This is a genomic window from Nostoc flagelliforme FACHB-838 (genome assembly GCF_014698065.1).
Taxonomy (GTDB): Bacteria; Cyanobacteriota; Cyanobacteriia; order Cyanobacteriales; family Nostocaceae; genus Nostoc; species Nostoc flagelliforme_B.
On sequence record NZ_JACJSI010000575.1, the window covers coordinates 1 to 2,993 of the forward strand.

Consider the following 2,993-nt stretch of genomic DNA (forward strand, 5'->3'; position numbering starts at 1 on the left):
ATCGGACTGACTGAAGAATCAGCCAAAGATATAGCCCTAGCTTCAAATACTACAACGCCAGTAGATTCTCGCTCCAAAGTCAATGCCAGAGGTGATTACAAATTCATCAAGCAATATTTAGTCCAGTTAGAAAGAGCAGAAGATAGGAAATTCCGCATTGCCTATTACCAAAACCAAAGCGGCGCTCCCAGAAATGCCCAGTGTAATGTCACCCACTTGCTCAAGCTCCTTTACTGCCTCGACAGAAATAAATACAATCCCGACGGTAATAAACGAACCAAGCACCCAGTAGGGATGAGTCTTCCAAGTAACATCACAGACGCAGAAAGGGAAAGATTAACTGCTTTACTGCCTCTGCTCTCTCAAGCTTTGTGGATAGAGCAAAGATTGTACGAAATAATTCAAGAACATATCAGCAGCCCCAGAAGAAAGGGTAGCAACGATTTAGCATCAATAGATATACGTAAAACTACGTTGTTGCCGGACAGCAAGTATTCATTCGGGTTTGGTGCGCCAACTGACCTGGCGCTACCGATAATTGCGTCCTATCGTGTATTTTTGGATAAAGACTATAAATGGATTCTGCCGTTTAACGAATTCGCTGAAAATTTTCTCCAACACTTGTGGAATAACTATTTCCGAAAATATTTGGTGTCGGAGAAAACAGCAGGAAATACAGTCGGCACAAAAATCAGCCGCAATCAAGAAATTTGGGAAAGTTTGTATATCTCTGCACAAAGTTATCTCAATTCATCCTTGGTGAAAATGATTAACTCCAGTAAGTCAGAAGAACCTTATGTGACACAAGGTGCAAACAATCTTGGCAAAGGGAAAAGGGGTGAACTCAACGCAACCACTGGAAATTAACTGTATCTCTGATAACTCCATCTCTGACACAAGTTCCTCAAACTCACTTTTGCTCCGAAAGCTTGACAGGTGGTAAGTGAACACCCAGGTTACGGGCGTAAACTTTGGTGAAGTATTGGACATTCGGCTGTGGACGATCGCTTTTTGCGTGTACTAGGCTGCCGACGCACCAGAAGACATCGCTTGTATGTGAGTCTTGCGTATAAAGTTATGTCAATACTTGCCGGGTTTTGGGGAAAAGGAAAGGGGAAAGAAGAAACCTTTACCCTTTAACCTTTTCCCCAAACTTAATACCGAGTTAAAAATGCAAAACCCGAGCAGTATTGGGATCAACCCAAGGATTTTCGCCCAATTGTAGCTACTGTTGTGTAGTAGTACGCCCATACTGACGGGTCATCTGCCACAGCGATATATCGCTCTATATCGGCTTGCAAGCACACACCAGTTGCAATGTAGCGTTCTGCCAAATGCTGTGCCGACATCTTCATAATTTGGGAGATGCGTGACCCACCATTTGCAAAAGGCACATAGGTTTCAACCATGATTTTCTCAGATCCAAGCTGCTGGAAAATTTGAGGTAAGTGGCTCCCAAAGCAAGGATCAATACCCATTGACTCATACATCGCCAAGATTGCTTTATTAACCCGATTAACTGACTCTTTGTCAGGGTGAGCGACTGCCTTGGATGTCTCGAAATCTGGTTCCTCAATAACTAGCCAACCGCCTGGCTTAAGAGATTGCCAAATGTTTTCAATAGCCTTTTTCCAATCGCGAATGTGCAGTAATACGTAACGAGCATGGCATACGTCGAAGTACGAGGTATCTAGCTTTTTTTCTGCAATGTCTAGACACCGTACTTCAACGTTAGGTAGATTTGTGTTTTCGATAAAACGTGTGTCAATATCTACTGCTACTACTTTTCCTTGAACACTCACCTGATCCGCCATCCAACTCATTATCGATCCCATACCAGCACCAACCTCAAGGGCTGACCATCCCGCAGTAATACCAATTTGAGAAAGCCTGCGACGCGAATCAGGGTCGAACTCATCCTGAATTGCAGATAGCCGGATATGTTCTGTATCATGCTGATTGTCCTGAAAAACATAGTTTTGCGATGACATAACAGTATCTCTTTTAGGTGTGTTTTGTTTTATCCTATACTCCTTTTTAGAACACTGGAGATGATGCTTACTGATGAAAGAATCTACCTTATATAGCCGTCAGTAATATTAGCCGAAAAGCTCACACAGGTGGCAATTCCTTTATCCGTATTGTTACAAGCACTGAATATAGCAAAACACGATAAGGCAGCAGCTTTCCGCTATGCTGACAAATATCTAAACGATATCAAAAAGTCGAAATGGGTTGTTATTAAAACGGCTTGAAATTTTTTGATGAAACGTCCGGTTGGATATTTTTTCCTGATGTAAATTCTCAGTTTTGGTTATTCCAAGGATTGAACTTATATTTAATTGGAGAATTTTGGAGTAATTTTTCAATTCCTTTTCGGATCAGCTCTGGTGGAACTCCGTCTAATTTCAACTCGGTTTGGATAAACTCATCAATTGAATTGGCTTTCGTCTTTTCTAAGAGCGCCAACATCTGTTGCATTTGGGTTGTTGGTGTGCTTGACTCCTTACTTTCAGCTTGAGAGGTTTGCTTATTACTTGGTGCAGAGTCAATAAAGTTTTTGGGATCCCGGTCATAACCAGAAAAATTCTTTAACAGAGGCATTGGTAAGCTGTTCCACATCTAATTTGCATAAAATGTAAATTAAATAAACTCGTGGACTTACTGCTATGCCAGCCAAAGGATACTTAAGTACGGTCGGTTCGCTGATTTAAAAAGCTAGAAGAGGAATTAATGCACTGTAAAGCTTATGGAGCTTAATTAGATAGGATTCTGGTAAGCACTTATCCAGGTACAAGGTAAGGGAAAGTGTAAAGTGACTGCGGTATTCCCATCAGAGTTAAAATTTGTTGTTGAAGTTCACCGAGTTGAGTCATTTCGTAGCTGCCGTCTTGATGAAAATACATTGTTATACCATTGAAAGCATTCAACAACTTTTCTGCTATTGGTTTGGTTGTGTGGCGCTTGGGATTACCATCATACAGACCAGCCAA

The 2,993-nt window shown here is 41.5% G+C and carries 3 protein-coding genes and 1 pseudogene; 1 reads left to right on the forward strand and 3 read right to left on the reverse strand.

From position 1 onward, the window contains the following. On the forward strand, positions 1–867 hold an 867-nt coding region (locus H6G97_RS49010), incomplete at its 5' end, for an AIPR family protein (RefSeq protein ID WP_190947507.1). Between the two features lie 329 nt (positions 868–1,196). On the opposite strand, the gene H6G97_RS49015 is transcribed toward H6G97_RS49010, so the two are convergent. From H6G97_RS49015 to H6G97_RS49025, 3 genes and pseudogenes are all read right to left on the reverse strand, one after another. Next, on the reverse strand, positions 1,197–1,991 hold the full coding sequence (locus tag H6G97_RS49015) for a methyltransferase domain-containing protein (protein ID WP_190947508.1): 795 nt from the start codon (positions 1,989–1,991) through the stop codon (positions 1,197–1,199). Positions 1,992–2,304: 313 nt separating this feature from the next. After that, positions 2,305–2,622 (reverse strand): hypothetical protein, encoded by a 318-nt coding sequence (locus tag H6G97_RS49020; RefSeq protein WP_190947509.1) that lies wholly within the window; start codon positions 2,620–2,622, stop codon positions 2,305–2,307. A gap of 161 nt (positions 2,623–2,783) precedes the next feature. Beyond that, a pseudogene (locus tag H6G97_RS49025) lies at positions 2,784–2,993 on the reverse strand (hypothetical protein); the annotation flags it as partial.

Coding starts and splice junctions, on each gene's coding strand:
- H6G97_RS49015 (WP_190947508.1), bottom strand. CDS start 1,991: ATGTCATCGCAAAACTATGTTTTTCAGGACAATCAGCATGATACAGAA.
- H6G97_RS49020 (WP_190947509.1), bottom strand. CDS start 2,622: ATGTGGAACAGCTTACCAATGCCTCTGTTAAAGAATTTTTCTGGTTAT.